Below are 18,161 nucleotides of genomic sequence, written 5' to 3' on the forward strand. Positions count from 1 at the left end.
TGGGCGAAGAAAGCTTACTTGGTTGGGAAACTGATTTGTGCGCTTAACCCGCCTTCACTGCGGTTACGTACCACAACCGAACCAGAATGTTGGCTGACGATACGCTTCACAATGGCTAAGCCCAATCCAGTCCCTTCACTGCCACGAGCAGTATCACCACGAGTAAAAGGTTCAAACAAGCGTGCAATTTGCGATTGCTCAATGCCTGGACCATTGTCTTCAACGCAAACCCACACCAACTGTTTGTCGGCGGTGACACCTGTACTGATTTTCACCCAGCCATTGCCGTATCGCAGAGCATTGACCACAAGGTTACTCACCGCGCGTTTAATCGCGATTGGACTGCCTTTCGCGGTTGGCATCGTAGGATTGAGGTCAGTTTCGATTTCGACTTCATAACCCCCTTCCGACGTTGCTACATCGCTGGTAATGGTATTGATGTCCACCTGCTCAAACGACTCTTTATTTACTGGCTTGAGGTAGTCCATAAACTGACTGATGATCTCGTTACACTCTTCGGTATCACTGATGATGCCTTCGGCTAAGTAACTGTCTTCAGGTGACATCATTTCTGTCGCAAGGCGAATACGCGTCAGTGGCGTGCGTAAGTCGTGGCTGATGCCAGCCATCAGTAGCGCACGATCTTCTTCCAGTTCTTGAATGCCTTTCGACATCTGGTTGAATGCGCGAGTTACAGAGCGGATTTCTGAAGCACCTTTCTCTGGCAATGGCGGCGGAATTTCACCTCGACCTACTCCTTTCGCGGCTTTTTCTAGCGCAATCAAAGGTCGGTTTTGCAAGCGGATAAACAACCAGCCACCAGCAATGATCAGAAGCGCCATGATCAAGCTGTTACGGAACAGCGGAGCAAAATCTTCTTCTTGCAGTTCAGAGAGCGGAATACGGATGATGGAGTTCGGCAACTGATCGATACGCATCCACAGAATGTAGCTTTCACTGCCAAGCAGCAAACGCACTTCCGTTGGAGAACCGAGCTCTTGCGTCATCTCTTCCGACATCAAATCAATCGACATCGCATGATTGAACTCATTCATCATCTCGCTATCGACGCTATGTACCGTCACGCCCAAGTTTTCCAGCAGTTGATGACGGAGTGGCGCATCGGACTTGAGTAAACCATCTTCATCGAGCACTAGATTCAATTCGTGAGCGAGAATTTTGTTGAACTGCTGCAAACTTGGCATCAACGCGTAGTTAAAAACGGCGTAGTAAGAAAAGACTTGGCTAGCGAGAAGCAAAGAGATGAACAGCAGAATGGATTGTGTAAATGAACTTCGGATTCGCATGGAGAGTTCCTAATGGACTGTTCCTAGTGAACAACATTAATTGCGAGTTTCCAGCCCTCAAACAGGAAGGGGGTTTGAGGGTGGAATATGAGCAGCCGAGTATTATCGGCAGACCTTAGAGATAATTACGCTTCTTTGCCGTCTGGGACGAACACGTAACCTAAGCCCCATACCGTTTGGATGTAGCGCGGCTTGCTTGGATCATCCTCTAGCATACGGCGTAGACGCGAGATTTGAACGTCGATAGAACGCTCCATCGCTGAGTATTCACGACCACGAGCCATATTCATCAGCTTATCGCGCGACATCGGCTCACGAGCGTTGGTCACAAGCGCTTTCAGCACTGCGAATTCACCCGACGTCAATGGCATCGCTTCATCACCACGGAACATTTCACGCGTACCGAGGTTCAGACGGAAGTCACCGAACTCAACCACTTTCTCTTCCGTGCTTGGCGCACCTGGCAGTTCAACCGTTTGGCGGCGAAGTACTGCTTTAATACGAGCTAGCAGTTCACGCGGGTTGAACGGCTTTGGTAAGTAATCGTCTGCACCTACTTCAAGACCAACGATACGATCAACTTCATCGCCTTTCGCCGTCAGCATAAGGATAGGCAGCATGTTGTTGGCGTGACGTAGACGACGACAAATCGATAAGCCATCTTCGCCCGGCAACATTAAATCCAGCACCATAAGGTGGAAGTTTTCACGGGTCAGAAGACGATCCATCTGCTCGCCGTTAGCGACACTTCTCACCTGAAAACCTTGCTCAGAAAGGTAACGCTCCAAAAGAGCACGCAAACGAGCATCGTCATCAACCACTAATATTTTATGATTTTCCTGCATTGAAACATCCTTTCAGAGGCATCTATAGTCAAAAATGTATCACTGTTTTTTCAAACGTGCTTGTGCAAATTGTTACTCTTTTTATCTTAGCCACGGTTTTGATGATTTATTTCGACGTTTCGCATTATTTTTCTTCTCACCACAACAATTTACAGTCAGACAAAATCAAGGCTGCTATACCCAAGTGACATCAAGATACAGGATTCAGAGCGCTGTCATTGATTCGAGGTCAAGGAAAACAACGCAGTGTAATAGCCAGCTCTTCCCAAGTTGTTTGACGCAGCCATTGGTTTAATAATAAAAGCGGGTCAATTACACGCTCCCGAAGGGCACTCTTTACAAATAGTAAGGCTCTTGGCTTGTATACTTTGTTGCCGATTCTTGATTTAGGCCCACTAGACCTTTAAATCGCCGCCGCGTCTACAAACCAAGTCATTCTCGCTGAACCTAGCATCTTGAGGTTACTTGGGTATATGATCAACAGAATCCAATAACGGCTGATTTACTTCTAATGAAAACCAATTTAATTACCCGTGAAGGCTACAATCGCCTAAAAACCGAACTCGACTTTTTATGGCGAGAAGAACGCCCAGAAGTCACCAAAAAAGTTACTTGGGCAGCAAGTTTGGGCGACCGAAGCGAAAACGCAGATTATCAGTACAACAAAAAACGCCTGCGTGAAATTGACCGCCGTGTCAGATACTTACGTAAGCGCCTAGAGCAAGTCAAAGTGGTGGATTACTCACCTCAGCAAGAAGGCAAAGTGTTCTTTGGTGCTTGGGTGGAAATTGAGAATGAAGCGGGCGATGTGAAGAATTTCCGCATCGTTGGTCCTGATGAAATCTATGGTGATGCGAAAGGCTATATCTCGATTGATTCCCCAATGGCTCGTGCACTACTAAAAAAAGAAGTCGATGACGAATTCGCAGTAAGAACGCCGGAAGGCTACAAAGAATGGTTTATCAACAGCATTCGCTACCAAGCCGAAGAACATTGATTCTGCGACCGGATAAAAGAAAGCCGCACTTTTTAGTACGGCTTTTGCGTTTTAAGGTACCAATCTTGAGGATTACTCTTCGTAGTCTGGCTTCTCGGTCACAATGTAGTTGGTATCGCTGGCAACGATCGCACCGTGCTTCAAGAAGTTCTTACCTAGAATCATGCTGTAATGGAAGCGGCTACGATCTTGCAAGTTAACGCGAATCTTCTTCTCTAGTTCGCCCAGCTTAACGTGCATTTCCACCACAGGGCGTACGTTGGCTTTCTCACCTTTCTTGGCTTTGATGCGCATCACGTCGACAACGGGCTTGGTAAATTCTTTCTTCATGCCGCTGTCGTTCTCGTAGGTGAAGCTCACCATGTCTTTACCATCTTTCTCGAACTGCTTGATGTTATGAGCATTAATTGAGCTCACATCCGCGCCCGTATCCAATTTCACAGGGAAAGACATGCCTTCCACTTCCGCCACCTCAATGTGGCCCGCTCTAAACAACGGGCGCGCATCTAGTAAGTGGTCTGCACGTGTATTTAGCAATACGCCGCCTTTCGCCATGTTATGCCCAAAGACAAAGAACGGCTGTGCTTGATCGTCTTTCTCCAGTACATCAATGGCAAATTCGATACTCTTCTCTTCATCACCAAACAGGAAGTCACCTTCGACGACTGGGCGAACCGAATCCCCCACTTTGAGCTTCTTCAATACGCGTTTAGTGATTTTCTCTTCCTTGCCGTTCGCGCTTGGCAGGTAGAAGGTCACCACTTCTTTCTTGTCTTTTTCCGTCAATTCAAAGCCATCGACACGCAACAGCGGCGTTTTCACCGCGAAAGTTGGATACGCAGGCAGTACATGACCATCAATGTTGACTGACTCTTCTGGTGAGATAACCAATGGCTTAGATTTCAGAGCATTCTTAAATGACTTTTCAACACCACCGAGCAAGTTCTCTTTGTCGGTATCGATCACGAAGTGCTGGCTTGCCACGTCTTTGCCCAGACGGATTTGTGAGCTGAAGCCGCTGCGATCACGCAGGTATACCAGCCATTGTTGCGTCTCGGTTTCGCTCACTTGCACCGGAAGGTAAACCAAAGGGCGCTCACTCTTGCTGGTTTTCAACATACGCACGAGTGGCAATGTCATTGGGTGACGCTTACCGTTTTCGCCTTCAAGGGTGAAAGAAACTTGTTTTTTCTTCTTATCGACTTTGATGTTCAGCGCATGTACGTTGGTGTAACGACTGGTGGTCGAAATGCTTACCTTGTATGGCACCCCCTCCACTTCCACCGTTTCTTTCTTGCCGATCATCTGCGCCTTTTGTTGCTCTTGTAGGTAATCGTAACCAGCAAACACCCACGCGTTGTTATCGAGGTAAGTCTTACCAATCAAGATAGGTGCTGAGAATTGAGTGCGCTTGGTCAGGTTGACCACAGTGTCTACAGTGTGCCCTGCAATGGTCATCGGCATTTTCACTGTCGGACGTAAAATTGGTTTTTCACTGGTACGACTACGGATCGCACTGATGCGTTCAAGATCATCAGTGATCTTAATTTCTTTACCTGTGTACGGATGATGAATAGTGAAGCTCACGGTGACTTGATACGGCTCGAAGCTATCGGCATCCCATTTGGCTTTGGTGCCGCCAAGATCATCAATGATGGCCCACATCAGCTTGTCATCTTTAAGGCTCTTGTATTCAGGATTACTACTGCTAACGTGGATGTTTTCTGCGTGCATTGAGGTGGTATCTGCACCGGTATCAATCTTACCGATAAAAGGCACATCGCTTAGCTCAGGAATTTCGCTGTAGTAAACACTCTCTACTCGCCCCAATACGACTTTATCATCAAGTTGGTAAATCGGATTTTGAGTGGTCGCGGAAAGTGTTTGCGACCAAGCGAGCGGCGTCGCCAATAAGGCACCAGAGAGCGCCAAAGCCAAAGACATTTTCTTCATCATTATTTTCCGTATGAGCTAAGGTACAGGGTTAGTCGATAACCAAATGTATAAGTTCTCAATTTACTTACAGTTTTGACACAAATCTGACTGATGTCCACCAGCGCTCGGTAAATTTTCGCGTGACTAGTTTAAAACATTGCAAATTCCATGAATGACCCCAATGTTCTATACACAACCAATACCTAAACAGAATTAAAGAGAATACACGGATGAGCCAAGCTATCTGTCGCATGATTGCTCAAGAGCTGAATGTTCGCCCTGAGCAAGTCAACGCTGCTGTAACCCTTATCGATGACGGTAACACGGTCCCATTTATTGCACGTTACCGTAAAGAGGTAACAGGCGGACTTGATGATACCCAACTGCGTACTCTAGACAGCCGTCTGTCTTACCTTCGTGAGCTTGATGATCGTCGTCAAACCATCCTGAAGTCGATCCAAGAACAAGGCAAACTTACACCAGAGCTAGAACAAGAGATCACTCAGGCAGACAGCAAAACTCGTCTTGAAGACTTGTACTTACCTTACAAACCAAAGCGTCGCACCAAAGGTCAGATCGCGATTGAAGCGGGTCTTGAGCCACTTGCAGACCAGCTTTGGAATCATCCGCAAACTGAGCCAGAAAGCGAAGCAAGCAAATACCTTGATGCAGACAAAGGCGTGGCAGACACCAAAGCCGCACTGGATGGCGCTCGCGCAATCATCATGGAACGCATCGCGGAAGACGCAAACCTACTGGAGAAAATCCGTGGTCACCTAAACCGCAATGCGGAAATGGGTGCTCGCGTCGTTGAAGGCAAAGAGCAAGAAGGTGAGAAGTTTAAAGATTACTTCAACCACAACGAACCATTAAGCAAAGTACCATCGCACCGCGCACTGGCAATGCTACGTGGTCGTAACGAAGGCTTCCTGACATTGGCAATGAATGCCGATCCAGAACAGGAAGAAGGCGCGCGTCAGTCTTACTGCGAAACGATTATCGCTGACCACTACGGCGTGACACTTAGCAGCGCACCTGCGGATACGTGGCGTAAGCAAGTGATCAGCTGGGCATGGCGCATCAAAGTATCGATGCACATGGAAACCGAGTTAATGGGCGCAATGAAAGAGCGCGCAGAAATCGAAGCGATTGAAGTATTTGCCACTAACCTAAAAGACTTGTTGATGGCAGCACCGGCAGGTCCTCGCGCAACACTTGGTCTCGATCCGGGTCTGCGTACAGGCTCGAAGATCGCTATTGTCGATCCGACTGGTAAGGTGCTTGCAACCGAAACCATCTACCCTCACCCACCACAAAAGCAATACGACAAATCAGCACAAATCGTTGATCAGTTGGTACGCAAGTACAATGTGGATTTAATTGCGATCGGCAACGGCACGGCTTCACGTGAAACCGACAGCTTTGTCGCGGACGTCATCAAACGTGGCAACTTGAAAGTTCAGAAAATCATCGTGAGTGAAGCGGGAGCATCGGTTTACTCAGCGTCTGAGCTTGCAGCAAAAGAATTCCCAAATATGGACGTGTCTCTGCGTGGTGCGGTGTCGATTGCCCGTCGCCTGCAAGACCCACTGGCTGAGCTAGTGAAAATCGATCCTAAATCAATTGGCGTGGGTCAGTACCAGCATGATGTTAGCCAATCTATGCTGGCAAAACGCCTAGATGCGATTGTGGAAGACTGTGTAAACGCGGTCGGCGTAGACGTGAATACCGCTTCTGCAGCGCTACTGACGCGCGTAGCGGGCTTGTCGAGCACCATCGCGCAGAACATTGTCGACTTCCGTGATGAAAACGGTCGTTTCGAAGCACGTACGACCTTGAAGAAAGTGCCTCGCTTGGGTCCTAAAGCGTTCGAGCAGTGTGCAGGTTTCCTACGTATTATGGATGGTAAGAACCCTCTTGATGCGTCTGCGGTTCACCCAGAAGCGTACCCAGTGGTAAAAGCGATCTCTGAGAAGAACAACAAAGACATCAAAGCACTGATTGGTGATTCAAGCTTCCTAAAAGGTCTGCATGCGGTCGATTACACCGACGATAACTTCGGTGTGCCAACCATTACAGACATCATCAAAGAGCTAGATAAGCCGGGTCGTGACCCGCGTCCAGAATTCAAAACGGCGACGTTTGCAGAAGGCGTAAACTCGGTATCTGACTTGGAACCAGGCATGATTCTAGAAGGCGTGGTGTCTAACGTAGCCAACTTCGGTGCCTTTGTTGATATCGGCGTTCACCAAGATGGTCTCGTACATATCTCTGCACTGACAGACCGCTTTGTGTCTGATCCACGCGAAGTGGTGAAGGCGGGCGACATCGTTAAAGTAAAAGTGATGGAAGTGGACGTGCAGCGCAAGCGTATTGGTTTATCGATGCGTATGAACGACGAGCCGGGTCAAGACAACCGCAGCCAACGCTCATCAGCAGCACCGCGTCGTAATGGCCAACCGCAACGTCGTCAGCCTCGCCGTGATGACTCGTCATCTAACAGCGCGATGGGCGGTGCTTTTGCAGCAGCGTTTGCTAAAGCGAAAAAGTAATCTCGCCTAGGCTTCACCGCTAGCTCGTTTTCATAGCTAAAAAGAAACGCTCCGGTCAGGTAATCTGCTCGGAGCGTTTTTATTTGAGTAGGATATTGAGTCGTCATAATACTGCTATCACTTCTGACGGTGTATGGGGCGCGACCGAGTGACCATAATGAAACTTAATCACCTTCCTGCGCTTTTCCATCAATCCCTCTTTGACCGCAGCATCCAAAATGCGCTTAGGTAATCGAAAGCGTATCGCGTAGCCCTTACCCTGATCTTCGCTGTAACTCTTGAGCGCTAGCAAACCGAAAAGACGTTCTAGCGTGTCTTTCGGTTCTTCGTGATAACGGGTATCCACCTCGGGTTCCACTTCGTAGTCAGGATGCTCCGATGGGTCCCACGAGGATTGGCGTCGCCGTTTCTCATCACTTTTTACTTTGCGCTCCGCATTGGTTTTCGCCAGTGCGACTGTTGGCGTCACAGGTTCTCGGACTTTATTGTCACGAGCAGCTTGTTCCGTCTGCACATTAACGGATGGGGCGATCAGTGGCACGCTAACGTTAGCCGGTGACACAATCATTGCGAACCCTCCTCAGAGTCGCCCAACTCGTCAATACAGCAAACTCCTCCCACAAGAAAAGTTCGCTAAAACTTATATCGACCAATTTTTAATCAGCTTTAGGAGTTTTATTCGTTTAGATGTGCAGGCCTAACCGTTAAGCGGCAAATTCTCTCACTTGGAGACAAAACGCTTCATGTTCGGTCATGAACGGCGCATGAGAGGATTGATTGAAAACAAACTGCTGAGTGCTTGGCAACTGCTCGCTTAAGTCACTTGCCACTTTGATTGGCACTAAGCCATCAAGTCGACCATAAAGGCGCAGCATCGGCATAGAAAGGGAAGTCAGCGCATCGCGCAGATCCACATCGGCAAGAATGTTCAAACCAACCAACAACGAATCAGGGTTCGGCTGCGGACGCGATAGCACCGCTTGTTTGAGTTGTTTAACGTCTTTGCGTGCTGACGGACTGCCCATCGCTTGCAGCGCCATAAAACGCTCAATAGTGACAGAGAAGTCTTCCAGCAATTGATCGGTGAATGCGGTTAACACGTTAGGTTGAATACCACGCCAAGGACGCTCAGCAGCAAATTTTGGTGAACTTGCTACCGTGATTAACTTGCTCACACGTTGCGGAGCATTAAGTGCAATGTGGGTTGCCACCAAGCCACCTAATGACCAGCCAAGCCAAACTGCTTTCTCTGGTGCGTCTTGCAAAACAAGGTCAGCGATTTTTGCTAAATCTTCAGCGTGAGATTCTGCGCTGTATCCGTACCCCGGAAGATCGACCACATGCACTCGGAAATAAGGTTGAAGAGACTCGACGGTCTGCTGCCATACCGCACCATTCATACCCCAACCATGAAGCAACACCAAATCTGGTCCTTGACCAAATGACTGCCAGTGTAAATTCGTGCTCATGCTCTCGTTCTCTCCTACTTATCTTATTCCTTACAACGCAATCCAAGCTTTAGTCTGATGGCTCGCTCACCTTGGATGGATTGTATGTTATCTCATCAATGGCAAAACATCATGCATCGCGTACTCAGTAGCCAATGCGGATTATGCCGATTTCCCATACCTCACCGCCAAACGCCCAACCTAATGCGTTGGTGTGACAGCTGTTTTGACCACCTCACACCAATCAAACGCTGCTCACGTTGTGGTTTAAAAATGACAGAAGAGGAATCACAATCCTCCGCAGAGTGCGGAGAATGCTTGAAAGAGCCACCACCATGGCGGCGTTTGTATACCTTAGGTGACTATGACTTTCCGCTCTCTCAACAAGTACAGCGCTTTAAAGATCACGGCGAGGCATGGCAGGTGAGTACGCTTACTCAACTATTAGCAGAACGAATTGAGCAGCCTGCCCCCGTCATCACCAGCGTGCCCGTTCACTGGCAGCGCTACATAAAACGAGGCTTCAATCAGAGCCATATCTTAACCAAACACCTCGCCCGCCATTTAGATGTGCGATATGAAAGCAAGGTATTTAAACGTGTCAAAAGCGCTCAGTCGCAGCGAGGAAACAAAAAAGCCAGTCGCGAGCAAAATCTGCAAGGGGCATTTGCCCTACAAGGTGAGGTGGACTTTTCCCACGTCGCGATTGTGGATGATGTGGTTACAACAGGTAGTACGGTCCGACAATTATGTCATTTACTACTTGAAGTTGGCGTAGAAAGCATCGATATTTACTGCATCTGCAGAACTCCTGCCCCCGGCTCAATCTAGATCGCTTCGCCATGTCTTAGCATCAAAAAGACTAGACCGAGGCGTCAACAGGAGTAGAATAGCAGCAATAGCCTACAAAATTACTCAGGTATTCGTCGTGTCAAATATTACTATTACAGAAACTGCGCAAACGCATTTCGCCAACCTTTTAGGTCAACAGCCTGAAGGCACAAACATTCGTATTTTCGTCGTGAACCCAGGAACACAAAACGCAGAGTGTGGCGTGTCTTACTGCCCACCAGAAGCCATTGAAGGTACTGACACTGAAATCCCTTACAGCGGTTTTTCAGCTTACGTTGACGAGCTAAGCCTACCGTTTCTAGAAGACGCTGAAATCGACTTTGTGACAGACAAAATGGGTTCTCAGCTAACACTAAAAGCGCCAAACGCAAAAATGCGTAAAGTGGCGGACGACGCTCCACTTGTAGAACGTGTTGAGTACGTAATCCAAACTCAAGTGAACCCACAACTTGCAGGTCACGGTGGTCACGTAAATCTAGTTGAAATCACAGACGATGGCATCGCAATCGTTGCATTCGGCGGCGGTTGTAACGGCTGTTCAATGGTCGATGTAACGCTAAAAGAAGGCATTGAAAAAGAACTTCTAAACCAATTCGTTGGTGAACTGACGGCAGTTCGCGATGCAACAGAGCACGATCGTGGTGATCACTCTTACTACTAAGTCGTTCATGGCTTGTTAGCGATGCATATCGACGAGAAATGGGAGGCGTTTGCCTCCCATTTTTGTTTTCAATTGAGTTAAGCTGAATCATCACGCTAGAAACTCGAGCTTTCTTCTCATATATTAAGAAATCTCATTTCTCTCGCTGAGTAAACGACACTAAGGAGCCAGCGCTATGTCGAAAAGGACCCCACCAGAGATACTCTCTTGTCAGACGGTCGCACAATCTAAGCTGTTTGCAGTGGAAGCCCTCGACCTTCGCTTCTCTAATGGTGAACTGCGTACTTACGAGCGCATGAAACCAAGTGGTCGCGATGCCGTGATGGTAGTGCCTATCACTGAGCAAGGTGACTTACTGCTAGTACGTGAATACGCGGCGGGCACAGAACGCTACGAACTCGGCTTTCCGAAAGGTCTTATCGACCCTGGAGAAACACCGATAGAAGCAGCAGATCGAGAGTTAAAAGAAGAAATTGGTTTTGGTTCTCATGAGCTAACCCCCTTAAAACAAGTGATCCTTGCGCCTTCTTACTTCTCGAGCAAAATGACGCTGTTCTTGGGACAAAACCTATACCCAGAGAAACAAGAAGGTGATGAGCCAGAACCATTAGAAATCGTTCGCTGGCCATTAGCGCAAGCGGAAGAACTATTAACGCACTTAGATTTTTGTGAAGCACGAAGCATCACAGCGTTGATGTTGGCACTGAAACACTTACAAAACACCACTCACAAACAAAATTAATCACAGCCGAAGAGCTGGACCATAATCGTGAGAAAGGACCATTACTTATGCCAATGACAAAAGATTTATCTCACCTGCTTCCGCAAGTCATCGAAATTGCTCGCAGCGCAGGACAATTGATTCTCGATATTTACGAGAAAAAGCAGTACGAAGCATACACTAAAAGTGACGAGACCCCAGTCACCAGCGCAGATATCGCGGCGCACAAGCTGATCACCGAGCGTTTAAGTGAGTTGACGCCAGATATCCCGGTGCTTTCTGAAGAAGCTGCAGATATCAGCTTAGAGCAGCGTGCACAATGGGAACGCTACTGGTTAGTCGACCCACTTGATGGCACACAAGAGTTCATCGCACGCAGCGGCGACTTTGCAACCATTATTGCGCTTATCGACAACAACAAACCCACCATGGGCGTAGTCTACGGTCCGGTTTCTGGTGTTACGTATTATGCATACAACGGTAAGGGCGCGTGGAAGATTCCAGACATGTCTGAAAGTGTAAAAATCCACACTCATAAACATGAGCAACCTGGACAAAACATTGCTATCGCGATCAGCCGTCGTCAAGACATTAACCGCATCACGAGCCGCATGAGTAGCGCTTGGAATTACGATTTGATTCCACTTGGCTCTGCCGCACTCAAAGCGTGCCTTGTTGCTGAAGGTGCAGTGGACTGTTATTTACGTCTAGGTCCAACTGGCGAGTGGGATACCGCTGCTACACAATGCATTGTAGAAGAAGCGGGCGGACGAATTCTCAGTACGCAACTTGAACCGCTATCTTACAATGAGCGCGAGACGTTGGAGAACCCAAACTTTATCGTACTTGGCGATGCTGATTTGCCTTGGAATGAGATTCTACAACACAAAGATTGATCGCCATTCAGCCTGACTATATCAATGAGAAAGAAGGTCACGAATTCACTTCGTGGCCTTTCTTTTTGCCTTTTGTACAGCGTTAGGAGCATTTGGCCTACTATGATCCAAATGCTTACCAACCTGCACAAAGCCGCATTATTCACATAAAAATCATAAGGTTAAAGAACAAACCAATAACCAACTAAGTTTTCGTACAGCAAATAGAGGGTTTAGCCTACCATGATCCAAAAGCAAAAAGAGCTGCACACTGGCAGCTCTTTGATAATGTTCTGAATGACAGATTTGGCTAGAAACGCCCTTTGTAATCAAACTCGTATTGACCTTGCGAGTTAGGATTACCCAGCCATTTTAGTTGGTCGCTCATACCCGATGGGAACTCCGCTCCTGGTTTAAACCAAGCTTTCGTTGAGTAACGCTGATTTGGCATGAGCTCAGCGGAAAACGCCGCTGATACTTGTTGACTCTTCTGTTCGCCAGACGCTGATAATACGCTGTCTTTGCAGTTTAAATCGGCAATGACAGGCCCAAGTTCAAGGCTACCTAGCGGGCTTTGAATACCACTCGCACTCCAAACTAACGTGCCTTCCGCAGTCTTACACCAAGGTGCTGCGTATGTCGCATGGCGGATGTTCAGTTCAAGTTGCCCTTCCACCCCAACAGGAACTGGAAGGCGTGCCTGTTCAACCACTTTTGCCGCAGGAATAGATGCGACTAAGTTTTCAGCATACGGACCACTGGTAAGGCTGTAGCCAACCAAACCTCGTCCACGAACGTCCATATCGCTACCGCGACCAAAACGTACCGCAAACTCGGCTTTACCGGTAAATAGCCCCGACAGTTGGAAGTCCCAGTTCAATTCTCCCAGGTTTTGACGCTGCCAACGCACATTGGATGCGCTACCTTGCCAAACCGTGCCTTGCGCACCTTGAATATCTAAACCTCGCACCATAGGCACTTGTTGTAGTACCCAAGAGATTGGCAAACCAGCAATTAAACTAGTCGAGAAAAAGGCAATAAAAATAACAACGTAAAGAACAGCTTTTTTCACCTTAACCTCGCTTAAATTGCAGGCGGTTTACGTCGATCATACCAGCTTGCTCAGTACGGTCGATGTCTAGGAATTCCACCTCAATCCCTTGTTGTTCTTTTAGATAACGCAACCAATCCACCATCTGATTGAATGCCAGAGGCTTAATCCACACCTGAACGCTATCATTACGCGGTTGTACACGGATCAGTTCAACTTTGTAGCGGCGCGCAGATGAAGACACCACTTGGTTCAATGGTTGATTGGAAAAGCTAACACCGCCACTTTTACGTAGTGCGGTAATATCATCGGCTTTATCTTGTACCCAAGTTAGCAGTTGTTTCTCACTTTGAATTCGAGACTGAGCTAATTCAGCTCGTTGATTCATTGGCTGTAAAAGGCCCCAGTAAATGATGCCAAGGACAGCAATAATGCTACCGCCCATCACCAGACGTTGCTCACGTTGCGAGATGCTGCTCCACCAAGCTTGAGCTTGTGCGATTAAATTCTTCATCATCACCTCACTGACGCTTCAACACAAAACTGCCCATCACAACGTTGCCGTTGCGGTTCAGTTGACCTTGTTCGACGTTAAACTTCTCCGCCAGTTTCACACGTGCTTGTTCAAATGGCTGGAAGTCAGAGCTGCTCGCTTGAATACGAACTTCGCCACGTTGACCGTCATATTTAAAACTGGTGATTTGCAGATCATTCACCTGTCCCAGAGTCGTTGGCAGTGCCGCGATCCAAGACAGCATCGCCACATCACTCGAACCACCAGATAAACGGCGTTCTTCATCGGTCATTTGACGCTTCAAATAGCTGACTGTCGGAATACGACGCTTATTCGGGAATATTTGACGGAAAATACGTTCACTTTCTTCGCGATACGCTTGAGCTTGCGCTTCGTATTTATGAACCATCAACAATTGTTGACCAACAAGTACCACCAACAACACACCAGCGGCAATCGCTGTTTTCTGCCATACCTTAACGTACTTACCCCACGAGGATTTCGGTTTAAAAGCGCCAGTGAGGAGATTGATTTTGCTCTCTGCAACCCCTTTCGCCAGCAGTGCCATGGTCATTTCTTCTGGTTTTGCTACCCAGATATCTGGCACCGTTGATTCTGGTACAGAGCTGTAGCAATCAAGCTTCCAACCTTCATTACTTTGAAGGTAAGCGGATAAATACAGATCGAGCCAGGATGCATCCACCACGGCACCTTGAGTGTCAGAATGACGAATTAACCATTGCTCGCCTAGCATTGCAGCCGAACTGTTTTCATCATTCGCAGGCATTGCCAAAACATCAGGCAACATACGCTTGATCACAAGACCTTGGCTGGAGAAACGCTGCAAAATGGTCTGAATCCAAGCTCGCTCCACTGCACACACTTGTGCTGTTTCTGCTTGCTTGTTTAATACTGTGAAATGCAGGTTGTCCACGTCTTGCGCGACTTCGTCTTCCACCAGATATGGCAGCATGCTGTCAAACTGACGCGATGCGCCTGGTGGGATATCTACTTCTGTTAACACAACATCATTACTGGCTAACAGCGCAACAATTTGGCGCTGATCAGCGTAGGCTACCAGTTCGTCCAGATGTTCCCATCCGGCAATTTCACCACTGGCAATCACTTCTTGCTGTTGTGTCGACCACACCAACCATGGAATGGTACTTTGTTGTTCGCTACTCAGCCGAACGGTCAGAAACTCGCTCACTGATTCCTCCAAAACGACGGCGAACGACAGTCACCGTTTCTCTATTTGTACTTTGCAAAAGGCTTCGAATACGCACTCGGGATTCATCCACCAACACCTGTGCATCCAGTTCAAAGAAGGAACTGTCTACTCCCAAATAACCTTTGGCATTTTTCTTTACATCACCACTTAAGCCAGCTAATTCCGACTCAGCTAAAAATTCATCAACGCTATCCCAACCATCAAAAGGACGCTTTTCTATCAGTTGCACCGCATCGCTGCTACTCAAGCCGGGCGTAAACATCGCAACTAAGATCGGTGCTTGTTCAACGTCAATTGTGTTTACGTTCAAACGCCAATCATCGCTTGGGAGCGCACAAACCATTGGGGCTATCTTCTGATAGATATCGCCACTCACTTGGTAAACCGCGCGTAACTCACTCGCATCCGCCATCCAACCATTTGGTGGCAAGTATTGGGGTTTCATCGCTTCATAGGTGCTGTCTTCCACACCTGTCGTAGAACGCACTGTGCTATCACTATCAACATATTCCCATGTTGAATCGGCAATCACTTCAGCTTGGTAAGGTTCAACGTCCATTTCTTCCATCAAACGTTGAAAGACTTGCACTAAGTATGGACGAGTTGCTTGCGCGCCATTAGGTTGGACACTTGCCAATACGTTCAAGTTAAAGCACGCCTGTTTATCGATAATACGACCAGCGGCTTGACCATAGTCGAGCGGATAAACCTGCTCTTTGATCGCCCACGGCTGACTTAAATTAATGGTATCGCTGTCTTTGTAACTTTGCTCAATACCAATTTCGGCTAGAGCCTCTACCCCTAAGCTGTACCAATACGCCTGCTGATAATTAATCTGGTTTGAAGCGCGTTGAAACTGCAAAAACAGTCGCTCTGACATACTTGCGGCGACTGTCGTCATGATGGCAAGTAGCATCAAAACGATAAGGAGCGCGACCCCACGTTGACGACTAGCCATTATTACCTCCAGAGGAGTTGTTACCCCCAGACGAGTTGCTACCGCCAGAGTTATCTTGGCTACTTGACGCAAGTTTTCCATCCGGCGTCAGATAGGTGCGAGTGATCTCACCATAGTCTTTTAGCTTCAAAATAACCGATACCGCTTTAGGTAACTCACTGCTACTTGCCCATTCTTTCTTCCATGACTTTCCATCATAAAAGCGCATATCGAATTCTTCGACCTGAGTGAGTAAAGGCGTCACGATCCCTTCTTGCCCTGTTGGCGTATCTGGGTATCGCCACCACACACGTTGCAGCACTTCATCTTTAATGCGATAGCCCACTTTCGTAACTTCACCACGTGGAAATTGCTGTTGTGGGTTGTGCCAACCTAGACGAGCAAACATCACGCCTTTTGCATCTGAATCAAGCAGATAATCTGACCAAAACAGTAGTTGCTTTGATGGTTCTTCGCCATTGGTACGCATCTGACGCATTGCCATTTGGCGAAAATCGTTATCCATCATCACCATCGCACGTTGCAGCTCATTAAGGCGCTGAGTACGCTCTTGGGACAACACATTACTGCGCTGCACTTGTGACACGACTTGGTAAGCAGCAACACTCATACTGGCAAAAATGGCAATCGACACCAGTACTTCAATCAAAGTAAAACCACGTTGATTGCGTTTGCGGTGTTTGTTGATACGTTGAATCTTACTGCGCAACATAACTTCTCACCGTAACCACTGGGCTCGCGTTTTTCTCAGTCGCGACACTGACATCAAATGCTTTCAGCAATGGCTGCGTGGTGGCAACGGGCGTGATTTTCCAATACCAAGTGCGCCCTGCTAGCTCTTCAGTACCGTTCTTTGCTTTAAGCTTTTCCGTTGAGAGCATCACATTCGCCATTTGGTTATCCACAACCATAGCTGCAAACATTTTTTCTTCTAAATAACTGACCGTATTGATGTGTTGGCTCACAGAGCGGATCACACTGATCGCGGCTGTGGCAAAAATCGCAAGTGCGACTAACACCTCAAGTAATGTCATACCTCGAGTATTGCAGTGCGATGTGCCAATACGATTTGGCTTAGAATGTCGTATTGTCATCATCTTCTGCTTCTTCTCCTGGCGCTAATAACTCTATCTCGCCAGTCTCTTTACCAATAATCCGCCAGCCATCGTTAAATGCATCTCCCTCTTCAGGGAAGAATGACAGGGTGAAAGGCGTAATCTCTGCACTAGAGAAAATGAACACTTGAGGTGGCTTCACTTTCTTTTTCTTTTTGTCCTCTTCCTCAGCAAACATGTCTTCATCAAACAGGGAGCCAGGTTCGAACAGTCGATCGTCTTTATCCCACGCACCACCACCTAAATCCAACTGCAGAGAAATATCCCCCTCAAGCTTGGTTTCACTTGGGATCTGCTTTAATTCCAGTGGTTGCCAGCCATCTTGGGTCAAGCTCAACAAAGTGTAGGTAGATTTAACGTCATCAACACGCAAACCAAAATCTTTGCCACTTAGTACAGCTTCTTCATTAAGCAGTTGTAAGCGCTGAAAAAAACTGTGCGCGTATTGTTTGGAAAGGTCTTTTTGACTGGTAGGCAAAGTTGCGATCACCGCGACAGCGGTAAGGGATAACAAAACCAGCACCAATAGAATTTCTATCAATGTAAAACCGAGGTGTTTTTGCATTTTTTTCATTAGTGCTGGTTTAAGCGAGGGCTTATTGGAAATCTTGCATGTTCCAGTTGCCGATATCTGCAGCCGGACCTTCGCCGCCTTCTTGACCATCAGCGCCTAGAGTAAAGATATCAATCGTGCCATTGTCACCAGGGCTTAGGTACTGGTACTCGTTGCCCCATGGATCAGATGGTAGACGCTTGATGTAACCACCGTCACGGTAGTTACGCGGCTCTGGGTTAGAAGGCTTATTCACCAATGCATCTAGACCTTGGTCTGTCGTTGGGTAAACGCTGTTATCCAGCTTGTACATGTCCAACGCGTTTTCCAATGCCACAATGTCTGTGATCGCCTTTTGTTGGTCTGCTTTTTCTTTGTTACCTAGTAGGTTAGGAACAACAACACTCGCCAAAATACCTAGAATAACAACAACAACCATTACTTCTAATAGAGTGAAGCCTTGTTGCTTACTGCGCTTAAATTTCATTATTTTCTCCGAAAGTTAGATTCAAGCCGTGCCATCAATAGACACGACTTAACTCGAAT

At 47.5% G+C, this 18,161-nt stretch carries 19 protein-coding genes; 6 read left to right on the forward strand and 13 right to left on the reverse strand.

Annotated features, from left to right (window positions below; genetic code table 11):
• Positions 1-14 precede the first annotated feature (14 nt).
• Together envZ and ompR are read right to left on the reverse strand one after the other, a co-directional pair.
• Positions 15-1,307: a two-component system sensor histidine kinase EnvZ gene (envZ, locus tag OH463_RS08295; RefSeq protein WP_005448471.1), complete on the reverse strand. Its 1,293-nt coding sequence runs from the start codon at positions 1,305-1,307 to the stop codon at positions 15-17.
• A 125-nt stretch (positions 1,308-1,432) separates the two neighbouring features.
• Positions 1,433-2,152, reverse strand: a complete 720-nt coding sequence (ompR, locus tag OH463_RS08300) for an osmolarity response regulator transcription factor OmpR (protein ID WP_005430151.1) — start codon at positions 2,150-2,152, stop codon at positions 1,433-1,435.
• Positions 2,153-2,663: 511 nt separating this feature from the next.
• On the opposite strand from ompR, the gene greB reads away from it, so the two are divergent.
• Positions 2,664-3,149 carry a transcription elongation factor GreB gene (gene greB / locus OH463_RS08305; protein WP_005448472.1) on the forward strand — a complete coding sequence of 162 codons (486 nt, stop codon included), beginning with the start codon at positions 2,664-2,666 and terminating at the stop codon, positions 3,147-3,149.
• 72 nt (positions 3,150-3,221) lie between these two features.
• On the opposite strand, the gene OH463_RS08310 is transcribed toward greB, so the two are convergent.
• A complete protein-coding gene (locus tag OH463_RS08310; RefSeq protein ID WP_009698971.1) occupies positions 3,222-5,105 on the reverse strand; it encodes a putative ATP-dependent zinc protease in 1,884 nt (627 codons plus the stop codon).
• 209 nt (positions 5,106-5,314) lie between these two features.
• Here OH463_RS08310 and OH463_RS08315 point away from each other — a divergent pair, with 209 nt between their 5' ends.
• On the forward strand, positions 5,315-7,636 hold the full coding sequence (locus tag OH463_RS08315) for a Tex family protein (protein ID WP_269990974.1): 2,322 nt from the start codon (positions 5,315-5,317) through the stop codon (positions 7,634-7,636).
• Between the two features lie 103 nt (positions 7,637-7,739).
• Here OH463_RS08315 and OH463_RS08320 read toward each other — a convergent pair whose 3' ends face one another.
• Together OH463_RS08320 and bioH are read right to left on the reverse strand one after the other, a co-directional pair.
• Positions 7,740-8,204 carry a hypothetical protein gene (locus tag OH463_RS08320; RefSeq protein WP_009698973.1) on the reverse strand — a complete coding sequence of 155 codons (465 nt, stop codon included), beginning with the start codon at positions 8,202-8,204 and terminating at the stop codon, positions 7,740-7,742.
• 136 nt (positions 8,205-8,340) lie between these two features.
• Positions 8,341-9,105 carry a pimeloyl-ACP methyl ester esterase BioH gene (gene bioH / locus OH463_RS08325; protein ID WP_239924079.1) on the reverse strand — a complete coding sequence of 255 codons (765 nt, stop codon included), beginning with the start codon at positions 9,103-9,105 and terminating at the stop codon, positions 8,341-8,343.
• Positions 9,106-9,189: 84 nt separating this feature from the next.
• Between bioH and OH463_RS08330 the strand changes: the two genes are divergently transcribed.
• The 4 genes from OH463_RS08330 to cysQ all read left to right on the forward strand — a co-directional run bounded on the left by OH463_RS08330 (position 9,190) and on the right by cysQ (position 12,214).
• The gene (locus OH463_RS08330) at positions 9,190-9,915 is read left to right on the forward strand and encodes a ComF family protein (RefSeq protein ID WP_029788954.1); all 726 of its coding nucleotides are present in this window, start codon (positions 9,190-9,192) and stop codon (positions 9,913-9,915) included.
• 97 nt (positions 9,916-10,012) lie between these two features.
• Positions 10,013-10,597, forward strand: coding sequence for a Fe-S biogenesis protein NfuA (gene nfuA, locus OH463_RS08335; protein ID WP_005448480.1), 585 nt, complete (start codon positions 10,013-10,015; stop codon positions 10,595-10,597).
• A gap of 175 nt (positions 10,598-10,772) precedes the next feature.
• On the forward strand, positions 10,773-11,339 hold the full coding sequence (gene nudE, locus OH463_RS08340; RefSeq protein ID WP_009698975.1) for an ADP compounds hydrolase NudE: 567 nt from the start codon (positions 10,773-10,775) through the stop codon (positions 11,337-11,339).
• A 47-nt stretch (positions 11,340-11,386) separates the two neighbouring features.
• On the forward strand, positions 11,387-12,214 hold the full coding sequence (gene cysQ, locus OH463_RS08345; protein ID WP_005448488.1) for a 3'(2'),5'-bisphosphate nucleotidase CysQ: 828 nt from the start codon (positions 11,387-11,389) through the stop codon (positions 12,212-12,214).
• Positions 12,215-12,503: 289 nt separating this feature from the next.
• Here cysQ and OH463_RS08350 read toward each other — a convergent pair whose 3' ends face one another.
• Genes OH463_RS08350 through gspG form a run of 8 tightly spaced genes read right to left on the reverse strand, consistent with a single transcriptional unit; the run spans position 12,504 to position 18,102 of the window.
• A complete protein-coding gene (locus tag OH463_RS08350) occupies positions 12,504-13,265 on the reverse strand; it encodes a type II secretion system protein N (RefSeq protein WP_005448490.1) in 762 nt (253 codons plus the stop codon).
• 1 nt (position 13,266) lies between these two features.
• The gene (locus tag OH463_RS08355) at positions 13,267-13,758 is read right to left on the reverse strand and encodes a type II secretion system protein M (RefSeq protein WP_005448492.1); all 492 of its coding nucleotides are present in this window, start codon (positions 13,756-13,758) and stop codon (positions 13,267-13,269) included.
• 7 nt (positions 13,759-13,765) lie between these two features.
• Complete coding sequence (gene gspL, locus OH463_RS08360) at positions 13,766-14,968, reverse strand: type II secretion system protein GspL (protein WP_269990975.1); 1,203 nt, start codon at positions 14,966-14,968, stop codon at positions 13,766-13,768.
• Positions 14,937-15,947, reverse strand: a complete 1,011-nt coding sequence (gspK, locus tag OH463_RS08365) for a type II secretion system minor pseudopilin GspK (protein ID WP_005448494.1) — start codon at positions 15,945-15,947, stop codon at positions 14,937-14,939. Before gspK ends, gspL begins: the two co-directional genes overlap by 32 nt.
• Entirely contained in the window at positions 15,940-16,659 is a 720-nt protein-coding gene (gspJ, locus tag OH463_RS08370) for a type II secretion system minor pseudopilin GspJ (RefSeq protein ID WP_009702504.1), read from the reverse strand. Before gspJ ends, gspK begins: the two co-directional genes overlap by 8 nt.
• Complete coding sequence (gene gspI / locus OH463_RS08375) at positions 16,646-17,041, reverse strand: type II secretion system minor pseudopilin GspI (RefSeq protein WP_020480854.1); 396 nt, start codon at positions 17,039-17,041, stop codon at positions 16,646-16,648. The genes gspJ and gspI overlap by 14 nt, the downstream gene beginning before the upstream one ends.
• Complete coding sequence (locus OH463_RS08380; protein ID WP_033001300.1) at positions 17,022-17,627, reverse strand: prepilin-type N-terminal cleavage/methylation domain-containing protein; 606 nt, start codon at positions 17,625-17,627, stop codon at positions 17,022-17,024. The genes gspI and OH463_RS08380 overlap by 20 nt, the downstream gene beginning before the upstream one ends.
• A gap of 31 nt (positions 17,628-17,658) precedes the next feature.
• Positions 17,659-18,102 (reverse strand): type II secretion system major pseudopilin GspG, encoded by a 444-nt coding sequence (gene gspG, locus OH463_RS08385; RefSeq protein WP_005434493.1) that lies wholly within the window; start codon positions 18,100-18,102, stop codon positions 17,659-17,661.
• Positions 18,103-18,161: the final 59 nt, after the last annotated feature.

It is taken from the genome of Vibrio sp. NFR, from assembly GCF_027587095.1.
Taxonomy (GTDB): Bacteria; Pseudomonadota; Gammaproteobacteria; order Enterobacterales; family Vibrionaceae; genus Vibrio; species Vibrio harveyi.